The organism is Pseudomonas putida S13.1.2 (genome assembly GCF_000498395.2).
In the GTDB taxonomy this organism is placed as follows: Bacteria; Pseudomonadota; Gammaproteobacteria; order Pseudomonadales; family Pseudomonadaceae; genus Aquipseudomonas; species Aquipseudomonas putida_Q.
Genome location: NZ_CP010979.1, coordinates 5,945,115 through 5,963,697 on the forward strand (window position 1 = coordinate 5,945,115; position 18,583 = coordinate 5,963,697).

At 63.3% G+C, this 18,583-nt stretch carries 17 protein-coding genes and 1 pseudogene; 8 read left to right on the forward strand and 10 right to left on the reverse strand.

Features of this window, described 5'->3' with window-relative positions:
• Positions 1 to 120: 120 nt before the first annotated feature.
• A complete protein-coding gene (locus N805_RS26230; RefSeq protein ID WP_019473097.1) occupies positions 121 to 1,005 on the reverse strand; it encodes a LysR family transcriptional regulator in 885 nt (294 codons plus the stop codon).
• Positions 1,006 to 1,082: 77 nt separating this feature from the next.
• On the opposite strand from N805_RS26230, the gene N805_RS26235 reads away from it, so the two are divergent.
• The gene (locus tag N805_RS26235) at positions 1,083 to 1,847 is read left to right on the forward strand and encodes a sulfite exporter TauE/SafE family protein (protein WP_019473096.1); all 765 of its coding nucleotides are present in this window, start codon (positions 1,083 to 1,085) and stop codon (positions 1,845 to 1,847) included.
• Here the strand turns inward: N805_RS26235 and N805_RS26240 are convergent.
• Positions 1,837 to 2,151 (reverse strand): putative quinol monooxygenase, encoded by a 315-nt coding sequence (locus N805_RS26240; RefSeq protein WP_019473095.1) that lies wholly within the window; start codon positions 2,149 to 2,151, stop codon positions 1,837 to 1,839. The genes N805_RS26235 and N805_RS26240 overlap by 11 nt on opposite strands.
• A gap of 162 nt (positions 2,152 to 2,313) precedes the next feature.
• Between N805_RS26240 and N805_RS26245 the strand changes: the two genes are divergently transcribed.
• The 3 genes from N805_RS26245 (at position 2,314) to ggt (ending at position 5,770) form a co-directional block, all read left to right on the forward strand.
• Complete coding sequence (locus tag N805_RS26245) at positions 2,314 to 2,904, forward strand: NAD(P)H-dependent oxidoreductase (RefSeq protein ID WP_019473094.1); 591 nt, start codon at positions 2,314 to 2,316, stop codon at positions 2,902 to 2,904.
• Between the two features lie 184 nt (positions 2,905 to 3,088).
• Positions 3,089 to 3,985, forward strand: a complete 897-nt coding sequence (locus N805_RS26250; protein WP_019473093.1) for a LysR family transcriptional regulator — start codon at positions 3,089 to 3,091, stop codon at positions 3,983 to 3,985.
• 117 nt (positions 3,986 to 4,102) lie between these two features.
• Positions 4,103 to 5,770 (forward strand): gamma-glutamyltransferase, encoded by a 1,668-nt coding sequence (gene ggt / locus N805_RS26255; protein WP_019473092.1) that lies wholly within the window; start codon positions 4,103 to 4,105, stop codon positions 5,768 to 5,770.
• 134 nt (positions 5,771 to 5,904) lie between these two features.
• Here ggt and N805_RS31365 read toward each other — a convergent pair whose 3' ends face one another.
• The 3 genes and pseudogenes from N805_RS31365 to N805_RS26265 form a co-directional block, all read right to left on the reverse strand.
• The gene (locus N805_RS31365) at positions 5,905 to 6,768 is read right to left on the reverse strand and encodes a methyl-accepting chemotaxis protein (RefSeq protein WP_371113239.1); all 864 of its coding nucleotides are present in this window, start codon (positions 6,766 to 6,768) and stop codon (positions 5,905 to 5,907) included.
• A 39-nt stretch (positions 6,769 to 6,807) separates the two neighbouring features.
• Positions 6,808 to 7,824, reverse strand: a pseudogene (locus N805_RS31370) (methyl-accepting chemotaxis protein); the annotation flags it as partial.
• Between the two features lie 173 nt (positions 7,825 to 7,997).
• Entirely contained in the window at positions 7,998 to 8,891 is an 894-nt protein-coding gene (locus tag N805_RS26265) for a neutral zinc metallopeptidase (protein WP_019473090.1), read from the reverse strand.
• 200 nt (positions 8,892 to 9,091) lie between these two features.
• Here N805_RS26265 and pcaH point away from each other — a divergent pair, with 200 nt between their 5' ends.
• Both pcaH and pcaG read left to right on the forward strand, forming a co-directional pair.
• Positions 9,092 to 9,811, forward strand: a complete 720-nt coding sequence (gene pcaH / locus N805_RS26270; RefSeq protein ID WP_016489110.1) for a protocatechuate 3,4-dioxygenase subunit beta — start codon at positions 9,092 to 9,094, stop codon at positions 9,809 to 9,811.
• A 10-nt stretch (positions 9,812 to 9,821) separates the two neighbouring features.
• On the forward strand, positions 9,822 to 10,427 hold the full coding sequence (gene pcaG / locus N805_RS26275) for a protocatechuate 3,4-dioxygenase subunit alpha (RefSeq protein WP_003251601.1): 606 nt from the start codon (positions 9,822 to 9,824) through the stop codon (positions 10,425 to 10,427).
• Between the two features lie 34 nt (positions 10,428 to 10,461).
• On the opposite strand, the gene N805_RS26280 is transcribed toward pcaG, so the two are convergent.
• The 5 genes from N805_RS26280 to N805_RS26300 all read right to left on the reverse strand — a co-directional run bounded on the left by N805_RS26280 (position 10,462) and on the right by N805_RS26300 (position 15,782).
• Positions 10,462 to 10,896: a cupin domain-containing protein gene (locus N805_RS26280; protein WP_019473089.1), complete on the reverse strand. Its 435-nt coding sequence runs from the start codon at positions 10,894 to 10,896 to the stop codon at positions 10,462 to 10,464.
• A 103-nt stretch (positions 10,897 to 10,999) separates the two neighbouring features.
• A complete protein-coding gene (locus tag N805_RS26285) occupies positions 11,000 to 11,905 on the reverse strand; it encodes a LysR family transcriptional regulator (protein WP_019473088.1) in 906 nt (301 codons plus the stop codon).
• Positions 11,906 to 11,961: 56 nt separating this feature from the next.
• The gene (trmA, locus tag N805_RS26290) at positions 11,962 to 13,047 is read right to left on the reverse strand and encodes a tRNA (uridine(54)-C5)-methyltransferase TrmA (RefSeq protein WP_019473087.1); all 1,086 of its coding nucleotides are present in this window, start codon (positions 13,045 to 13,047) and stop codon (positions 11,962 to 11,964) included.
• On the reverse strand, positions 13,044 to 14,339 hold the full coding sequence (locus N805_RS26295; RefSeq protein ID WP_016497921.1) for an NCS2 family permease: 1,296 nt from the start codon (positions 14,337 to 14,339) through the stop codon (positions 13,044 to 13,046). The genes trmA and N805_RS26295 overlap by 4 nt, the downstream gene beginning before the upstream one ends.
• Before the next feature lie 222 nt (positions 14,340 to 14,561).
• Positions 14,562 to 15,782: an MFS transporter gene (locus N805_RS26300; protein ID WP_019473086.1), complete on the reverse strand. Its 1,221-nt coding sequence runs from the start codon at positions 15,780 to 15,782 to the stop codon at positions 14,562 to 14,564.
• 344 nt (positions 15,783 to 16,126) lie between these two features.
• Between N805_RS26300 and N805_RS26305 the strand changes: the two genes are divergently transcribed.
• Positions 16,127 to 17,563, forward strand: a complete 1,437-nt coding sequence (locus N805_RS26305) for a cytochrome ubiquinol oxidase subunit I (RefSeq protein ID WP_019473085.1) — start codon at positions 16,127 to 16,129, stop codon at positions 17,561 to 17,563.
• A 3-nt stretch (positions 17,564 to 17,566) separates the two neighbouring features.
• A complete protein-coding gene (gene cydB, locus N805_RS26310) occupies positions 17,567 to 18,574 on the forward strand; it encodes a cytochrome d ubiquinol oxidase subunit II (protein WP_019473084.1) in 1,008 nt (335 codons plus the stop codon).
• Positions 18,575 to 18,583 lie beyond the last annotated feature (9 nt).

Genomic DNA, 18,583 nt, shown 5'->3' on the forward strand with positions numbered 1-18,583 from the left:
GTAACAGCATCCTTCGCGGGTAAACCCGTTCCCACATGTTTTGCGTCAACTTGGAAATACCGGTTCTTCTGTGGAAGCGGGTTTACCCGCGAATGCGCCGTGACAGGCGCTGACGTAACCTCAGGCTTCCATCAACCGTTCAAGCAGTGCTGCGGCATAGCCCGGCAACGCTGCAAAATCCCGCGCGCACACCAGCAACTTGCGATTGGCCCACGCCTCCTCCAACGCCACCCAGTGCAACGGCAGCACGCCCTGCCAGCGCTTCACTGCTGCCAGCGGCACCACCCCGACGCCGGCCCCGCCTGCAACCATGCGGATCACCCCATCGAAACCCTCGGCCCGCACCCGCACTTGCATACGGCGCCCCTCACGCAGCGCCTGTTCTTCCAGGTACAACGCCAACGCGCTACCGGCCCCCAGCCCGACATAGCCATGCACCAGGCTGTCGATGAAGCGGGGCGCCACCTCACTGGCCAGCGGGTGGCCCAAGGGTGTCACCAGTACCAGCGGGTCATCGCGAAAAGGGCGGGTCTGCAGGTGTTCGTTGGGCGCGGCGGTTGAAACGATGCCAAAATCCGCCATGCCCTGGGTAATCGCCAGCACAATGCGCAGGCTCGGCAGCTCTTGCACCTCCACGCTGACCCCGGGGTTTTCAGCCAGGTAGCCGGCCAGCAGTTCCGGCAGGTATTCCGTAAGTGCAGCTGTGTTGCATAAAAGGCGTACCTGGCCCTGCTGCCCTTGCGCGTACTGGCCCAGATCAAACTGCAGGCGCTCGACCTGCTGGCCTATCAGGCGTGCATGCTGCAGCAGTGCCTGACCAGCCGGTGTCGGCTGCACGCCCCGGCGGTTACGCTCCAGCAACGGGGTACCCAGCGATGCCTCCATGGCGCGGATGCGCGCGCTGGCTGCCGGCAGCGACAGGTGGCTGCGGCTGGCGCCGGCGGTGATGTTGCCGCACTCCAGGGTGTGCTGGAACAGCTTGAGGTCGATCAGGTCGAAATGCATGTGGCTCTGTCAGTGCAAGAGTCTGGCTAAGTGTATGGCAGATTTTCCCGCTGCCCGGAACCCGCCATCATCAGCCCATGACAACCTTGCTTGCTTTCTATCACAACATTGGCCCGGCACTGTCGCTGCTGGTGGTACTGACCTTCCTGCTGGCAGGCGCGGTCAAGGGGGTGATCGGCTTGGGCCTGCCGACCATCGCCATGGGCCTGCTGGGCCTGGCTATGCCGCCGGGGCAGGCTGCCGCGTTGCTGATCGTGCCTTCGACCCTCACCAACCTTTGGCAACTGGCCAGCGGCGGGCACCTGCGGCCGTTGCTGGTGCGGCTGGGGCCGATGCTGACGCTGATCGTCATTGGCACCTTGCTGGGCAGTGCCTGGCTGGGGATCGACAGTGGCCCATGGGCCGTGCACGCGCTGGGTGCGGCCTTGCTGGTGTATGCGTTGTACGGGCTGGTCGGCCCGGGCGTGCACCTGGCGCCGGCGCACGAGCGTTGGCTGGGGCCGGCCTGCGGGCTGGTGACGGGGATGGTCACGGCGGCAACCGGGGTTTTCGTGATACCTGCCGTGCCCTACCTGCAAAGCCTGGGCCTGAGCCGTGAACAGATGATCCAGGCCCTGGGCCTTTCGTTCACGGTGTCGACCCTTGCGCTGGCCGTTGGCCTGGCCGGGCAGGATGCCCTCGGTGGCCAGGCGTTGGGGGCTTCGCTGCTGATGCTGGCGCCCGCCTTGCTCGGCATGCTGGCCGGGCAGTGGTTGCGCCAGCGCATCAGCGCGCAGATGTTCAAGCGTTGCTTCTTCATCGGCTTGGCCGCACTCGGCGGCCACTTGCTGATCAACGGCTAGCGCATGATGCGCTGAGCATGTCGACCCGCTGGATATCGAAATCGCGCTCCAGGTAGTCCATGCGCTTTTCAAAAAACGCCTTCATGTGCGGCAAGGCCGAGTGCACGTCCAGCGCGGCCTGGTCGGCCCACACTTCAAAGAATACGAACAGGCTCGGGTCCTGCTGGTCGCGCAGCATGTGGTACTCGATGCAGCCCGGCTCCTGGCGGCTGGGCTCGACGAAGGGGCGGAACAGGGATTCGAACGCATCAGCCATTTCCGGGCGGGTCTTGGCTTTGAGGATGAAGGCGAACTGCTCACTCATGGGGCGCTACTCGGTGATGGGTTGTGAATCGATTCTACGGCAATAATGCTTTGCCCATTCGTGACTTCTGGTCAATTGTATTTTGCCCCGTCATCGCTGTATCCCTCCCCCGCGAGCCTCTAACCTGCCGGCATCAATTTTGACTCGGCCCGGGAGGCCAGCATGAAAAAGATCCTTCTGCTCAATGGTGGTAAACAGTTCGCTCACTCCGAAGGCCGCCTCAACGCGACCTTGCACGAAGCGGCCATCGCTCACCTGGACCGTGCCGGTTTCGACGTGCAGCAAACCTTCATCGACGGCGGCTACGACGTGCAGGCCGAGGTAGAGAAGTTCCTCTGGGCCGATGTCATCGTCTACCAGATGCCGGGCTGGTGGATGGGCGCACCCTGGACCGTGAAAAAGTACATCGACGAAGTCTTTACCGCTGGCCATGGCAGCCTTTACGCCAACGATGGCCGTACCCGTTCGGACCACACCCAGAAGTACGGCAGCGGTGGCCTGTTGCACGGCAAGCAGTACATGCTGTCGCTGACCTGGAATGCGCCGCAGCAGGCGTTCGATGACCCGAGTGATTTCTTCGAAGGCAAGGGTGTGGATGCCGTGTACTTCCCGTTCCACAAGGCCAACCAGTTCCTTGGCATGACCGGCCTGCCGACTTACCTGGCGGTGGACGTGATGAAGCGCCCGGATGTGCCGGCGGCGTTGACGGCTTATGAAGCACATCTGGACAAGGTGTTTGGCAAGGCAAAGTAATGTGTTGCCTGCTCTGGCCTCTTCGCGGGCTCGCCCGCTCCCACAGGTATTGCACAGGTCTGAAGGACTGCGGAGAACTTGTGGGAGCGGGCTTGCCCCGCGAAGAGGCCGGTACAGGCGCCTCTGGACTTGGCCTCGACAAGCGGCTATCTAATCCTTGCACAGTCCAACCACAGGCCCAGATGTGAAAACCCGATCCGAAGAACTCCAGGTATTCGTCGCCGTCATCGATTGCGGCTCGATTTCTGCCGCCGCCGAGCAGATGGGCCAGACCCCGTCCGCCGTCAGCCGCACCTTGTCGCGCCTGGAAGGCAAGCTGGGTACCACCCTGGTCAACCGCACCACCCGGCGCATGGACCTCACCGAAGAGGGTCGCTACTTCCTTGAGCGCTCACGGTTGATCCTGGAGCAGATGGACGAGATGGAAGAGCGCCTGTCGATGAACCACCAGACGCCCACCGGGCGCTTGCGCATCAACGCCGCTGCGCCGTTCATGCTGCATGCCATCCTGCCGTGGATCGGCGAGTTCCGTCGCGAGTACCCGGGCATCGAGCTGGAACTGAACACCGATGACCTGATCATCGACCTGCTGGAGCAAAGCACCGATGTGGCGATCCGCATCGGCGAACTGGCCGACTCCAGCCTGCACGCGCGCAACCTGGGGTGCAGCCCGGTGCAGGTGCTGGCCAGCCCGGCGTACCTTGAGCAGCACGGCACGCCGCAGCGGGTCGAAGACCTTGCCAACCACTGCCTGCTCGGTTTCAGCCAGCCCGAATCGCTCAACCATTGGCCGCTGCGCCACGCCCAGGGTGACCGCTTCAGCATCCGCCCGGCACTGATCGCCTCCAGCGGCGAGACCCTGCGCCAGCTGGCACTGGCCGGCGAGGGCATCGTCAGCCTGTCGCACTTCATGACCCACGAGGACATCCGCGCCGGGCGCCTGCAAGTGCTCCTGGCCGAGGCCAACAATGGCTACCGCCAGCCGATCCACGCGGTGTACTACCGCAATACCCAGCTGGCGCTGCGTATTCAGTGCTTCCTCGACTTTATCCAGCGCAAGCTGGCGATGTACGCCTGCTGAGTTGCCTGAACGCGACAGATCCTGTCCACAGGCGGCGAAATTTCCTACGGTTGATTGCACAGTCGAAACGCTTCGGCCTTACTGACTGCTCAACAAAAACAACACCAAGGAAGTGTCATGCGTATTGTCCCGTTCCAGTACCTGGCTCTCGCAGCCGCGATCCTGAGCTGTTCCTCGGTTTATGCCGCCACACTGGAGGGCGGCGCGGTGGCTGCACCCGATCAATATGGTGCACAGGTAGCCGCCGATATTCTGAAAAAGGGTGGCAACGCGGTAGACGCCGCAGTGGCCACGGCCTTCACTCTGGCGGTGACTTACCCGGAGGCCGGTAACATCGGCGGTGGTGGGTTCATGACATTATTCGTCGACGGCAAGCCCTACTTCCTCGACTACCGCGAAGTCGCGCCTAAGGCTGCTACACGCAACATGTACCTGGACGACAAGGGCGAGGTCATCGAAAACCTCAGCCTGGTCGGGGTTCGCGCCGCGGGTGTGCCTGGCACGGTGATGGGCCTTTGGGAGGCGCACCAGAAGTTCGGCAAGCTGCCCTGGAGCGAGCTGCTGACCCCGGCCATCGGCTATGCAAAAAACGGCTTCAAGGTGGCCGAGAAACAGTACCAATACCGCAACGATGCCCAGGGCCTGTTCAAGACGGCGACCAACTTCAATGACTACTTCGGCAACATGAAGGTCGGCGAGCTGTTCAAGCAGCCAGAAATGGCCCAGACCCTGGAACGCATCGCCGACAAGGGCGTGAGCGAGTTCTACCAGGGCAAGACCGCCGACCTGCTGGTGGCGCAGATGCAGGCTGACAAGGGCCTGATCACCAAGGATGACTTGAAGGATTACAAAGCCGTATGGCGTGAGCCGATGGCGGTGAGCTGGCGTGGCAACGTGGTCTACACCGCACCACCGCCAAGCTCTGGCGGCGTCGCCTTGGCCCAGCTGTTGGGCATCAAGGAAGACCGCGCGGCGGACTTCAAGGGGGTGGCGCACAACTCGGCGCAGTACATCCACCTGTTGGCCGAAATCGAGAAGCGCGTATTCGCCGACCGTGCCGACTACCTGGGCGACCCGGCCTTTACCAAGGTGCCGGTGGACCAACTGGTGGCCAAGGACTACCTGGCCAAGCGCGCCGCGCAGGTCAACCCGAAGGCCATTTCTGACACCGACAAGGTCAAGCCCGGCCTTGAGCCGCACCAGACCACGCATTTCTCGATCGTCGACAAGCAGGGCAACGCGGTCAGCAACACCTACACCCTCAACCTCGACTACGGCAGCGGCGTGGTGGTGAAGGGCGCAGGCTTCCTGCTCAATGACGAGATGGATGACTTCAGCGCCAAGCCAGGCGCTGCCAATGCCTTTGGCGTAGTCGGTGGCGATGCCAACGCAATCGAGCCGGGCAAGCGCATGCTGTCCTCGATGAGCCCCAGCCTGATGACTCGCGATGGCAAGGTCGAGCTGGTCATCGGTACCCCGGGGGGCTCGCGGATCTTCACCTCGATCTTCCAGGTGATGAACAACCTGTACGACTACGGTATGCCGCTGGACAAGGCGGTGGCGGCGCAGCGCGTGCACCATCAGTTGCTGCCCAAGGACACCATCTACTTTGACAGCTATGCACCTCTGACCGGGCCGGTGGCGGATGAGCTGAAGCAGATGGGCTATGTGCTGGAGGACCAGGGCTGGGAGATGGGCGATATCCAGGCAATCCGGGTGGATGGGGCGAAGCTTGAGACCGCTTCCGATCCGCGTGGGCGTGGGGTGGGGATGATCGTCAAGTAAGCGGACACCTGTACCGGCCCTATCGCCGGCAAGCCAGCTCCCACAGGGAGGCGATGCCCACGAGGCCTATGCAGTCCCTGTGGGAGCCTGGCTTGCCGGCGATAGGGCCGCAAAGCGGCCCCGGGTTACCCAGGTCAAACGCGGAACTGGCTGACCAGTGTCTGCAACTGCCCACCCAACCGCGCAAGCTCCACGCTCGACGCTGCCGTCTCGTCACTGGCCGCCGCCGTCTGCTCGGACACATCACGCACATTCAGGATGCTGCGGCTGATCTCTTCAGCCACCGCACTCTGTTGCTCCGCCGCCGCAGCAATCTGCTGGTTCATCGACTGGATGCTCGACACCGTGCTGGTGATGTTTTCCAGCGAGGCCCCGGCCTTACGTGCCAGTTCGACGCTGCTGTCGGTCAAGGTACGGCTGCCCTGCATGGCGTTCGCCACTTGCTGGGTCCCATCCTGCAGGCTGGCAATCAGCGCTTCGATTTCTTCGGTGGACTTCTGCGTGCGCTGGGCCAGGCCACGCACTTCGTCGGCGACCACGGCAAAACCACGACCGGCCTCGCCGGCACGCGCCGCCTCGATCGCCGCATTGAGCGCCAGCAGGTTGGTCTGTTCGGCCACCGACTTGATCACGTCCATCACGCTGCCGATCTTCTGGCTTTCCTGCTGCAGCAGGTTCATGGCCTCGGTGGAGCGGTGCATGTCCTCGGCCAGGCGTTCGATCTGGCCAATCGCCTCGCCTACCACGCGGTCGCCGGCGCGGGCCTCGTCGTCGGCACCGGTGGCGGCATGCGAGGCCTGCTCGGCATTGCGCGCCACTTCCTGAACGGTGGCGGCCATTTCGTGCATGGCGGTGGCCACCTGGTCGGTCTCGACCTTCTGGCTGTTGGCGCCGGCACTGGTCTGTTCGGTGACTGCCGACAGCTCTTCGGCGGCGCTGGCAATCTGGGTGACGCCGTCGCGGATGCCGGTGATCAGCTCGCGCAGGGTGGTGCCCATGCGCGCGATGCCTTGCTGCAGCACGCCCAGTTCGTCGCGGCGGGTGATGCGCGCATGCTGGGTGAGGTCGCCGCTGGCGATCTTTTCTACCGCTACCAGGGTTTCACGCAGTGGGCCGGTGATCTGGCGGGTGATCAGTACCGCTGCCAGGATGCCGACCAGCAGCGCCAGCAGGGTAGCGATGGCCTGCAGGGTGCGGGCCTGGGTGCTCTCGATGTCGCGGCGTTCCAGCTGGATCTGGTACAGCGCATCGCTGCGCTTGACGATATCGGCGCCCTGCACCGTCATTTCGGCGCGCGAGGTGGTGATGTTGGCCACCGCGTCGCGGAACTGGCGCACGGCGTCACGGTAGGCCAGTACCGAGCTTTCGAACTGTTGCAGGCGGGCGTCCTCGGCGGGCAGCTGGCGCTTGAGGTTGCCGATATCGGCTAGCGCTGCATCCAGCTGGCGCAGGGCGGCCTGCTCGTTGGCAGCACTGTTGTCGGCAATGTAGCCGCGCACGTCGATGCGCACCTGTAGCAGTTGCTGGCGGGCCTTGCTGATCAGCTGGTACTGGGCCAGGCGCACGCTGTCAGCCTCTGGGCGCGCCATCACTTGCTGGCTGAGGGCGTCCATGGCCTGGTCGGCGCGGGTGGCCGAACCGTCCATGGCAACGCGCGCAGCGCGGGTAGCGTCGTAGCCTTGGCGCATCTTGTTCAGCGAGACCTTGTAGGCGCTGATGGTTGCGCCCAGCTCATTGAGCAGCTTGACGTTGTCCGGGCTTGTGAACGTGCTGGCCAGGTAGGCCTGCTGCTTGCTGAAGGCATCCAGCTTGGTCTGGGTGTTGGCGGCGGCGGTATCGTCGCCGTTGGCGATCATGTACTGCAGGCGCGCAATGCGCAGGTCGGTCAGGTCTTTGTTGAGCTGGCCGATGTCACCCATCCAGTTGCTGCGGTCGATCAGGCTGCCCAGGCTGGTCCAGCCGGTCAGGGCCAGCAGGCCGGTGAGGATCAGCACCAGGCCGAAGCCCAGGCCAAGTTTGAGGTTGACGCTGATGTTGGCGAACCAGCTGTTCATGCACGCTCTCCAGAAGTAGTTTTCGCTCTCTTGATCTTCGATCGCAAGGCGTTGTTGTTCTGGCTGCCCGCTGATTCGTGCAGGGGTTATCGGCAATGATCAGGGAAGCTGAAACGCTTTTTCAGCAGATTTGTAACTGGATAACCAGGGGCTGCAAAGCAGCCCCGGCAGTTTCAGAGGCTGCGCGCGCTGAAGGTATCGCAGCTGTTCACCTCACCTTGGGCAAACCCGGCCTTGAACCAACGCACCCGCTGCGCCGAGGTGCCATGGGTGAAGGAGTCCGGTACCACGCGGCCGCGGCCTTGCTGTTGCAGGCGGTCATCGCCAATGGCGTTGGCCGCGTTCAGCGCTTCCTCGACGTCACCCGGCTCCAGCCAGTTCAGGCGTTTTTGCGCCTGGTAGGCCCACACCCCGGCCAGGCAGTCGGCTTGCAGCTCCTGGCGCACCAGCAGGCCGTTATCGCCCTCCATGCGCTGGCCGTTGCGGCGTGCGGCATCGACCTTGGCCGAAACGCCCAGCAGGGTCTGCACATGGTGGCCGATTTCGTGGGCAATCACGTAGGCCTGGGCGAAGTCGCCGGCCGCAGCGAAGCGGTTTTCCATTTCACGGAAGAACGACATGTCCAGGTACACCCGCTGGTCCGCCGGGCAGTAGAACGGCCCCACCGCTGCCGAGGCAAAGCCGCAGGCCGAATTGACCTGGCCGCTGAACAGCACCAGCTTGGGGTCACGGTATTGCTTGCCGGCTTCGGCAAACAGCGCTTTCCAGGTGTCCTCGGTGTCGCCCAGCACCGAGGCAACGAACTCGGCCTGCTGGTCGTTGGCCGGTGGCGCCTTGGCGCCCGTGCCACTGGGTGCCGTCTGCTGTTGCTGCTGTTCCATCTGGCCGGTGAGCTGGCCCAGAATCTGCAATGGGTCCTGCCCGGTGAGCCAGCCGATGCCGACGATCAGCAGAATCGCCCCAAGCCCCAGGCCTTTGCCGCCGCCGAAACGCATGCCGCCGCCACCGCCACCTTCACCCCGGGCATCGACCACGTTGTCGCTGCGTCGGCCTTTTCGCCATTCCATGAGTGCTCTCCCGAGCGTGAAACAAGAAGACAAAGATTAGTTCAGGAACTGCACCACTGTCAGGCCAAGGTGTTAATCCATAACCATTTGGTTATGTATGGAGTGGTCGATTTCAATATTAATCGCGCGCGACCTGCCGGAAACTGTAAGTCCGCCTGCCACGCCCAGGCGTTCACATAATTCCAAGAGAGGAAACCGGCATGCCCGCACAGGACAACAGCCGCTTCGTGATCCGTGATCGCAACTGGCACCCCAAAGCCCTTACGCCTGACTACAAAACGTCCATTGCCCGCTCGCCGCGCCAGGCACTGGTCAGTATTCCGCAGTCGATCAGCGAAACCACTGGTCCGAACTTTTCCCACCTGGGCTTCGGCGCCCACGACCATGACCTGTTGCTGAACTTCAACAACGGCGGCCTGCCAATCGGCGAGCGCATCATCGTGGCCGGCCGCGTGGTCGACCAGTACGGCAAGCCTGTGCCGAACACCCTGGTGGAGATGTGGCAAGCCAACGCCGGTGGCCGCTATCGGCACAAGAACGACCGTTACCTGGCACCGCTAGACCCGAACTTCGGTGGTGTCGGCCGTTGCCTGACCGACAGCGACGGCTATTACAGCTTCCGCACCATCAAGCCGGGCCCGTACCCATGGCGCAACGGCCCTAACGACTGGCGCCCGGCGCACATCCACTTCGGCATCAGCGGCCCGTCGATTGCCACCAAGCTGATCACCCAGCTGTATTTCGAGGGTGACCCGCTGATCCCGATGTGCCCGATCGTCAAGTCGATCGCCAACCCTGAAGCTGTACAGCAGTTGATCGCCAAGCTCGACATGAGCAACGCTAACCCGATGGACTGCCTGGCCTACCGCTTCGACATCGTGCTGCGCGGCCAGCGCAAGACCCACTTCGAAAACTGCTGAGGAACCCGCCATGCCAATCGAACTGCTGCCGGAAACCCCTTCGCAGACCGCCGGCCCCTACGTGCACATCGGCCTGGCCCTGGAAGCGGCCGGCAACCCGACCCGCGATCAGGAAATCTGGAACCGCCTGGCCAAGCCAGACGCGCCAGGCGAGCACATTCTGCTGCTTGGCCAGGTGTATGACGGTAACGGCCACCTGGTGCGCGACTCGTTCCTTGAAGTGTGGCAGGCCGACGCCAATGGCGAGTACCAGGATGCCTACAACCTGGAAAACGCCTTCAACAGCTTTGGCCGCACCGCTACCACCTTCGATGCCGGTGAGTGGACCCTGCACACGGTCAAGCCGGGTGTGGTGAACAATGCGGCTGGCGTGCCGATGGCGCCGCACATCAACATCAGCCTGTTTGCCCGTGGTATCAACATCCACCTGCACACGCGCCTGTACTTCGATGACGAAGCCCAGGCCAATGCCAAGTGCCCGGTGCTCAACCTGATCGAGCAGCCACAGCGGCGTGAAACCTTGATTGCCAAGCGTTGCGAAGTGGACGGGAAGACGGCGTATCGCTTTGATATCCGTATTCAGGGGGAAGGGGAGACGGTGTTCTTCGACTTCTGATGGGAGGCTGGGGCCGCAAGGCGGCCCCGGGCTGTCAGCCGTTCACAGGCTTCAGGTCGAAAGCATCGGCCTGGTACTGGAACAGCAGGCAATCGGCCGCCGCAGTGCACCCGCTTTCATGCACCAGGTCGGCCGGCAGCTTGTAGTAGGACCCGGCTGAAAACTCGGTGCGCTTGCCATCGATTACCGCGTAGAAAGTACCCTTCAGCACCACGGTCGGCAGTGCCTGGCTGTGCTGGTGCAAACCATTGTCGGTCCCTTTGCTGAATTTCACATAGGCCGAGTAAGGCCCCTTGCCGAAAATGTCCCCCTCAACGTTGGCGTAGCTGACTGCGCCGTTGGTGTTGGGTACGTCCTGCCACTTCAATGCTGCGCTATCGGGTACTGACACGGTTTTTTCTGCTGCGTTGATGCCAACGGCCAGGGTGGCGAGCGCCACGCCCGCGATGATTGCCTGCAATGCCTTCATGGTGGTGTTCCTTCGTTGAGTGACAGTGCAACGAAGCCTAACTAAACCGTTCCTGCACAAATACGCCTATCGACGCGCATGACTTGTTCATGTTTTGCACAGATCAGGCCTGCCATCTCGGCTGCGCGTAGTAGGTTTGCGCATAGTCCAGCAACGCCCGCACCTTGGGTGCCAGGTAGCGGCTTTGGGGGTACACCGCATACAGGTTGCGTGGTGGTAATTTCCAGTCCTTGAGCACCGGCACCAGGCGCCCGTCCAGCAAGGCGTCATGCACGATGAAACGATCAAAGCTGGCAATGCCCAGCCCGCCAATGGCAGCAGCGCGCAGGGCCATCGGCGAGTTGGCGCTGAGGCGCCGGGGCATCAGGATGTTGCGCTGTTCACCCTCTGGGTTGGTCAGAAACAGACGCTGTGGGTGAGGCAGATTGCTGTAGCCGAGCAGGGGATGGACGGCCAACGTGTCGAGGGAAGTGGGCGTGCCGTGGCGTTGCAGATAGCGCGGCGCTGCCACCAGCAGCACCTCGCTGTGCGCCAGCAGGCGAGCAACCAGGCTGGAGTCAGGCAGATGATCGGTGATCCGCAGGCAGACATCGATTTCTTCTTCCAGCAGGTCGACGAAACGGTCGCTGCAATTGAGCTCTACCTGCAAATGCGGGTGGCGTTCGACAAAGTCCGGCAACCAGCGCGCCAATTCAAGCTCGCCAAATGCGGTCGCCACGCCCAGGCGCAGGTTGCCCGTGGGTTGTTGCTGATGCTCGGACAGTTCCAGGGTCATCGCTTGCATCTGTTCCAGAATCTGCACGCAGTGGCGATAGAACAGTGTTCCGGCTTCGGTCAGGTGCAGGCGACGGGTAGTGCGGGTAAGCAGTTGCGTGCCCAGCTGGCGTTCCAGCTGTTTCACCTGGCGTGATAGCACGGTATGGGACTGGCCTGTCAGGCTGGCGGCGGCACTGAAGCTGCCGAGGTCGACGACCCGGCGGAAGGTCTGCATGGCGTTCAGCTGGTCCATCGGCATAACTCTCCTGAAGCGCCCGGTGGGCCGTACAGGCCCCACCGGGTGGCAGTTCAGCGCCGGACCAGCAACACGCCGCTTTCCATGTGATGGGTGTACGGGAACTGGTCGAACAGCGCACAGCGTTCGATACGGTGGGTATCTTGCAGCTGGGCGATGTTCTGCGCCAGGGTTTCGGGGTTGCAGGAGATGTACAGAATCCGCTCGAAACGCCGGGTCAGTTCGCAGGTGTCCGGGTCCATGCCGGCCCGTGGTGGGTCGACAAACACCGTGCCGAACTCATAGCTTTTCAGGTCTATGCCTTCCAGGCGACGGAACGGCCGCACCTCATTCAGCGCCTGGGTCAGCTCTTCGGCCGACAAGCGTACCAGGCGCACGTTATCCACAGCGTTCTCGTCGAGGTTGCTCAGCGCGGCATTGACCGAGGTCTTGCTGATTTCGGTCGCCAGCACCTGGCGCACGCGGGTGGCCAGCGGCAGGGTGAAGTTGCCGTTGCCGCAGTACAGCTCCAGCAAATCGTCCTGGCGCTCGCCAATGGCCTCGAAGGCCCAGCTCAGCATCTTCTGGTTCACCGCGCCGTTGGGCTGGGTGAAGGCGCCTTCCGGCTGGCGATAGCTGAACACACGGCCAGCCACGTCGAGTTTTTCCACCGCGTAGTCGCGGCCGATCACCAGGCGCTTGCCCTTGGAGCGGCCGATCACGCTCACGCCCAGCGCTTCAGCCAATTGCCGCGCTTCTGCTTCCCAGGCCTCGTCCAGCGGACGGTGGTAGCACATGGTGATCATCGCATCGCCGGCCAGGGTGGTGAGGAACTCCACCTGGAACAGGCGGTTGCCCAGTTCCTCGCTGGCCTGCCAGGCCGCCTTCAGGCGGGGCATCAGTGCATTGATGCGCTGGCTGGCGATGGGGAAATCCTCGATCAGGATCGCCTTGTGCTTATCGCCCGGGGCAAACATGGCGTAGTGGCGCTGGCCGTCCTCGCGCCACAGGCGGAACTCGGCGCGCAGGCGGTAGTGCTCGCGCGGCGAGTCGAAAACAGCCGGTTCCGGCGCGCCGAATGGCGCCAGCAGCTCGCGTAGCCGGGCAACCTTGGCGTCCAGCTGGGTGGCGTAGGAGGAGGGGTCGAAAGCAGCACTCATGCGTTGAACCAGCCCAGCTTGATGACGAACAGGATGGAAAGGATCACCAGGGCTGGGTTCAGGTCGCGGTGGCGGCCGGAGATCAGCTTGACGGCGGTCCAGGAGATGAAGCCGAAGGCGATACCGTTGGCGATCGAGTAGGTCAGCGGCATGGCCAGGGCGGTCACCACCACCGGTGCAGCTTCGGTGACGTCGTCCCAGTTTATTTCTGCCAGGCCCGAGGCCATCAGCACGGCGACGAACAGCAGCGCCGGCGCGGTGGCGAACGCCGGCACGCTACCGGCCAGGGGGGCGAAGAACAGCGCCAGCAGGAACAGCACGGCAACCACGATGGCAGTCAGGCCGGTGCGGCCACCGGCGCTCACGCCCGCAGCGGACTCGATGTAGCTGGTGGTGGTCGAGGTGCCCAGCAGGGAACCGGCCATGGCGGCGGTGCTGTCGGCGATCAGGGCGCGGCCCATCTTCGGCATGTGGCCGTCCTTGCCCATCAGGCCGGCGCGCTTGGCCACGGCGATCAGGGTGCCGGAGTTGTCGAACAGGTCGACGAACAGGAACGCGAAGATCACGCTGATCAGGCCCACATCGAGGGCACCGGCGATGTCCAGCTGCAGGAAGGTGGGTGCCAGCGAAGGTGGCATCGACACGATCCCGCCGAACGGCGTCACGCCCATTGCGATCGATGCGACGGTGACGGCCAGGATGCCGATCAACACCGCGCCACGCACCTTCAGCGACTCAAGGCCGACGATCAGGAAGAAGCCCAGCGTGGCGAGAATCACCGACGGCTGCTTGAGGTCGCCCATGCCCACCAAGGTGGCCGGGTTATCAACGACGATGCCGGCGTTATGCAGGGCGATCAATGCCAGGAACAGACCGATACCGGCGGCAATCGCCGAACGCAGCGGCAGCGGGATGCTGTTCACGATCCATTCGCGGATGCGGAAGATCGACAACAGGAAGAACATCACCGCCGACAGGAACACCGCGCCCAGCGCCACTTGCCAGGTGTGGCCCATGTGCAGCACCACGGTGTAGGTGAAGAACGCGTTCAGGCCCATGCCCGGCGCCAGGGCGATCGGGTAGTTGGCAATCAGGCCCATGGTCGCAGAGCCGATGGCCGCTGCCAGGCAGGTGGCGACGAAGATCGCGCCCTTGTCCATGCCGGTCTCGCCGAGGATGCTCGGGTTGACGAACAGGATGTAGGCCATGGCCAGGAAGGTGGTGACGCCCGCGAGAATCTCGGTGCGCACGTTGGTGTTGTGTGCTCTTAGTTGAAACAGCCTTTCCAGCATGCCCGCTCCCCAAGGCGCCCCCGGCGCCATGAATGTATCGACCCCATCAGCAAAGCACAGACCGTACCGGTTGCCGTGGTTTTGTGTGGGGAGGAAAAAAGCCGCGCATCATACCAGCATGCTTGGCGGGGGCCTATGGCCGTTGGGAATGGCATTGCCTATTGCCTGTACCGGCCTGTGGGAGCGGGCTTGTCCCGCGAAGACGCCGGCACAGACAACTGATCAACCATTATGCAACCGGTCCCGCTTGGCCAGTGTCGGAAACATTTTTATCCACACCCCCGTCACCACCAGCGTGCCTACCCCGCCCATCACCACCGCCGGCACTGTGCCAAACCAGTGCGCCGTGACGCCCGATTCGAATTCGCCGAGCTGGTTCGAGGCACCAATGAACAACCCGTTCACCGCGCTCACTCGCCCGCGCATTTCATCCGGTGTCTCCAATTGCACGAACGAACTGCGAATGACCATGCTGATCATGTCCGCCGCGCCCAGCACCACCAGCACCGCCAGCGAGAACCAGAACGAGGTCGACAGGCCGAAGGCGATGGTGGCCACGCCGAATACCCCGACTGCTGTGAACATGGTTCGCCCGACGTTGCGTTCGAACGGGAAGCGCGCCAGCCACAGCGACATGCACAATGCCCCCACCGCCGGCGCCGAACGCAGCAGGCCCAGGCCCAGCGGGCCGGTCAGCAGGATGTCCTTGGCGAACACCGGCAGCAGCGCGGTGGCCCCACCCAGCAGTACGGCGAACAGGTCCAGCGAAATGGCCCCGAGAATGTCGGGCCGGCTGCGGATGAAGCGGATGCCGGCCAGCAGCGATTCGATGCTGGCACGCCCGCGCTGCACCACCTGGCCGCGCGCCTGCAGGCTCAGGGTGAGCACGCAGGCGATGGCATACAGGGCCACGGTGGGGCCATACACCCAGAGGCTGCCAAAGGCATACAGGAAGCCGCCCACCGCCGGCGCCACGATGGTTGCCGACTGGGTAGCCGACGCCGAAGCCGCCACCGCCCGCGGGAACAGCCCGGGCGGCACCACATTAGGTAACAGCGCCTGGGTTGCCGGCATTTCGAACGAGCGCGTGGCGCCCAGCAGGAAGGCGAGGGCGAAGATCAGCTCGCGGGTGACGTTGTCGGTGGCGCTGCCCACCGCCAGCGCCAGGGCAATCAGCCCCTGCAGGCTCTGGCACAGGGCGGCGACCTTGCGCCGGTCATAGCGGTCGGCCACATGCCCGGTGTGCAGCATGAACAGCACTCGCGGGGCGAACTTGACCAGGCCGACCAGGCCCAGGTCCAGCACATTGCCGGTCAACTGGTAGAGGTGCCAGCCAATGGCCACGGTGAGCATCTGGAAGCCGCTGGCGGTGAATACACGGGCCAGCCAGAAGGCCAGGAAGGGGCGGTGGTGACGCAACAACTGCGGTGCGGAATCGGACATCGGAAACCAGGGGCCTCGGCGCAGTAGAGGGGCGCGCAGCGTATCATCTGTTTGTAACAAGTAGTTACTGTTTGCCCGAATCGGCACTTTTTCACGCTTTATGAAAGAGGGTGGGGCAACGGGTCACGCGGCAAACAACCACACGGCCCGCCGGCCTATTCGGGACTATGCTTCCTAGCATTCGTTGATCTGGGTCAATCGTTCCAGATTCAACGAATTGGCCCTCTGGGCCGGAATCCCTGCGATCGAACAGAACAATTCCAACGCGCCGTACTCGACCAAGTGGGGGCAGTGGGCGACTGGGCCACAAGCCCGGACGCCGGATTATCTGAAGAGGAAGCACCATGTTCGGAATAGAGGCCTTAGAGCTCGCCCGAATGCAGTTTGCCTTTACCGTGTCGTTCCACATCCTGTTCCCGGCCATCACCATTGGCCTGGCCAGCTACCTTGCAGTCCTCGAAGGCCTGTGGCTGCGGACCCACCAGCAGGTCTACCGTGACCTCTATCACTTCTGGTCGAAGATCTTTGCCGTCAACTTCGGCATGGGCGTGGTCTCAGGCCTGGTGATGGCCTACCAGTTTGGTACCAACTGGAGCCGCTTCTCCGAGTTCGCTGGCGCCGTGACCGGGCCGTTACTGACCTACGAGGTGCTGACCGCCTTCTTCCTCGAGGCAGGTTTCCTTGGCGTCATGCTGTTTGGCTGGAACCGTGTGGGCCGCGGCCTGCACTTTTTCTCCACGTGCATGGTGGCACTCGGCACGCTGGTCTCCACGTTCTGGATCCTCGCCTCCAACAGCTGGATGCAAACCCCCCAAGGCCACGAGATCATCGATGGCCGGGTGATACCGGTGGACTGGTTTGCGGTGGTGTTCAACCCATCGTTCCCCTACCGGCTGATGCACATGGCCACGGCCGCGTTCGTTTCCACTGCGTTTTTCGTCGGCGCCTCGGCGGCCTGGCACCTGCTGCGCGGGCGTGACAACCCGGCGGTGCGCAAGATGCTGTCGATGGCCATGTGGATGGCGTTGATCGTTGCCCCGGTCCAGGCGGTGATTGGCGACTTCCACGGCCTCAATACGCTCAAGCACCAGCCGGTGAAAATCGCGGCGATCGAAGGGCACTGGGAGAATGTGCCTGGCGAGCCGACCCCGCTGATCCTGTTCGGTATCCCCGACATGAAGGCCGAGACCACGCGCTTCAAGGTCGAGATCCCGGCGCTCGGCAGCCTGATCCTGACCCACAGCCTGGACAAGCAGGTGCCGGCGATGAAGGAATTTCCGCCCGAGGACCGGCCCAACTCGACCATCGTCTTCTGGTCGTTCCGGATCATGGTCGGGCTCGGCTTGCTGATGATCTTCGTTGGCCTGTGGAGCCTCTGGCTGCGCAAGCGCGGCACGCTCTACACCTCGCGCCCGTTCCTGTATATGGCGCTATGGATGGGGCCTTCCGGGCTGATCGCATTGCTGGCCGGCTGGTTCACCACCGAGATCGGTCGCCAACCCTGGGTGGTGTATGGCCTGATGCGCACCGCGGACGGTGTGTCCAACCACAGCTACGCCCAGCTTGGTTTCACGTTGGTTGCCTTCGTGGTGGTGTATTTCGCCCTGTTCGGCGCCGGCCTTGGCTACATGATGCGCCTGGTGCGCAAAGGCCCGCAGACGGGCGAAGGCGACGAGCACACACCGGGCGGCCCCGGCCAGAAACGCACGCCGGCGCGGCCGTTGTCTGCCGCCGATGACGGCCATGAGGCCAAGACTGCCAGCCTGAGCAAGGAGGACTGAGCCATGGGTATCGACCTTCCGCTGATTTGGGCCGTGATCATCATTTTCGGCGTCATGATGTACGTGGTGATGGACGGTTTCGACCTGGGCATCGGCATGCTGTTCCCGTTCGTCAAGGGCGAGCAGGACCGTGATGTGATGATGAATACCGTCGCCCCGGTGTGGGACGGCAACGAAACCTGGCTGGTCCTGGGCGGTGCAGGGCTGTTCGGGGCGTTCCCGATGGCCTATGCCGTGGTGCTCGAAGCCCTGTACCTGCCACTGATCCTGATGCTGATCGGCTTGATCTTCCGTGGCGTGGCCTTCGAGTTCCGCTTCAAGGCCACGGCCGACAAGCGGCATATCTGGGACAAGGCGTTCATCGGGGGCTCACTGGTCGCCACCTTCTTCCAGGGCGTGGCCCTGGGCGCCTTCCTCGAAGGCTTCAAGGTGGTCGACCGCCATTTTGCCGGTGGCACCCTCGACTGGCTCACCCCGTTCGCCCTGTTCTGTGGGGTGGGGTTGATCGTTGCGTACACCCTGTTGGGGTGCACCTGGCTGATCATGAAGACCGAAGGGCCGCTGCAACAGAAGATGCATGACCTGGCCCGGCCGCTGGCGCTGGTACTGCTGGTAGTCATCGGTATCGTCAGCCTGTGGACGCCGATCGCTTATCCACAGATCGCCGACCGCTGGTTCAGCATGCCTAACCTGATCTGGTTCATGCCGGTGCCGCTGCTGGTACTGGTGACGTTCTACGGGCTGCTCAAGGCGGTGGCACGCCATGCGCACTACACGCCGTTCCTGCTTACCCTGGTGCTGATCTTCCTCGGCTACAGCGGCCTGGGCATCAGCCTGTGGCCCAACATCATCCCGCCGTCGATTTCGATCTGGGATGCCGCAGCGCCACCGCAAAGCCAGGGCTTCATGCTGGTGGGCACACTGTTCATCCTGCCGTTCATTCTCATGTACACCTTCTGGAGCTACTACGTGTTCCGCGGCAAGGTGACCCATGAAGACGGCTATCACTAGGAGGGCCGC